Annotated in this window: 1 protein-coding gene; it reads left to right on the top strand. The window is 75.4% G+C overall.

What is annotated here, in order from left to right:
• Positions 1-45: 45 nt before the first annotated feature.
• On the top strand, positions 46-1,140 hold a 1,095-nt coding region (locus tag AB0J52_RS41665), incomplete at its 3' end, for a TolB family protein (RefSeq protein ID WP_500188810.1).

The raw sequence follows: 1,140 nt of genomic DNA, 5'->3' as shown, positions 1-1,140 counted from the left end.
GCCCAGGCGACGCCCGAGGCCGCGCCGCATCCGCCCACCGAAGCCGTGCGTCACGCGGCGACCGAGGCGGTGCCCTACTCCGGGGCCGAGGCCGCGCCCTCTTCGGCGTCCGAGGCCGCCCCCTATTCGGCGTCCGAGGCCGCGACCCACCCGCCGACCGGCGTCGGCTGGAGCGGGAACACGCACCCGCCCACCGAGGCCGCGGGCGCCTTCCGGCAGGAGCAGGCGGCCCCCGAACGCATCCCGCGAACCGATCCCGGGCAGCAGCCCACGCGCATCAGGAAGCGGCGCACCGCCCCGCTCCTCGTCGCGCTCGCGGTCGCGGCGGTCGTGGCGGCCGGAGGCGGCACCGCCTACATGCTCACCCGGGGGTCGGCGAAGCACGGCGGCACGTCGGCCGGAACCAAGGTCCCCTCCACGGTCTTCCCGACCGAGACGATGCTCGTCCGCCAGGACACCGCCCCCGGCTGGCCGCAGAAGTGCCACGCCCGCATCGCCCGCTACCCCACGGACGCGAGCGCGGCGCCCGCGGCCGTGACGTCCGGAAGCTGCGACATCCTGCCCGCCTACGCGCCCGGCATGCGCAAGTTCGCCTTCACCAGGAGGACGAGCGGGGGGAACCAGCTCTGGACGGCCGACGCGGACGGTGGGAACGCCGCCGAACTGGTCGGCAAGGTCGGCGGGGGCCGGACGGCCTGGTCGCCGGACGGCGGCCGGATCGCCTACTTCGCCCCCGACGACGCCGGCCGCAACCAGCTCTACACCGTGACCGTCGCCGACGCGAAGGTCACCCAGCTCACCACCGACGGCTCGCACAAGGACGACCCGTCCTGGGGGCCGTCCGGCCGGATCGCGTACTACAGCGACGCGTCCGGGGAGAACCAGATCTACGTCCTCGACCCGCGGCGTCCCGACCAGCCCCCCGTGCGGCTGACCAAGGACGGCGTCTTCGCCAAGGACCCGTCCTGGTCGCCCGACGGCACGCGCATCGCGTTCACCCACGGCGCGTACCCGCACGGCGAGATCTGGCTCATGCAGGCCGACGGCTCCGGCGCGCACCGCCTCTCGGGCTCGTCCGAGCACGAGATGGACCCGGTGTGGGCGCGCAACGGCGGCTGGATCGCCTACACGCGCGGCCCG

Source organism: Spirillospora sp. NPDC049652 (assembly GCF_040675125.1).
Classification (GTDB): Bacteria; Actinomycetota; Actinomycetes; order Streptosporangiales; family Streptosporangiaceae; genus Spirillospora.
This window is presented reverse-complemented; position numbering and strand designations above follow the sequence as displayed.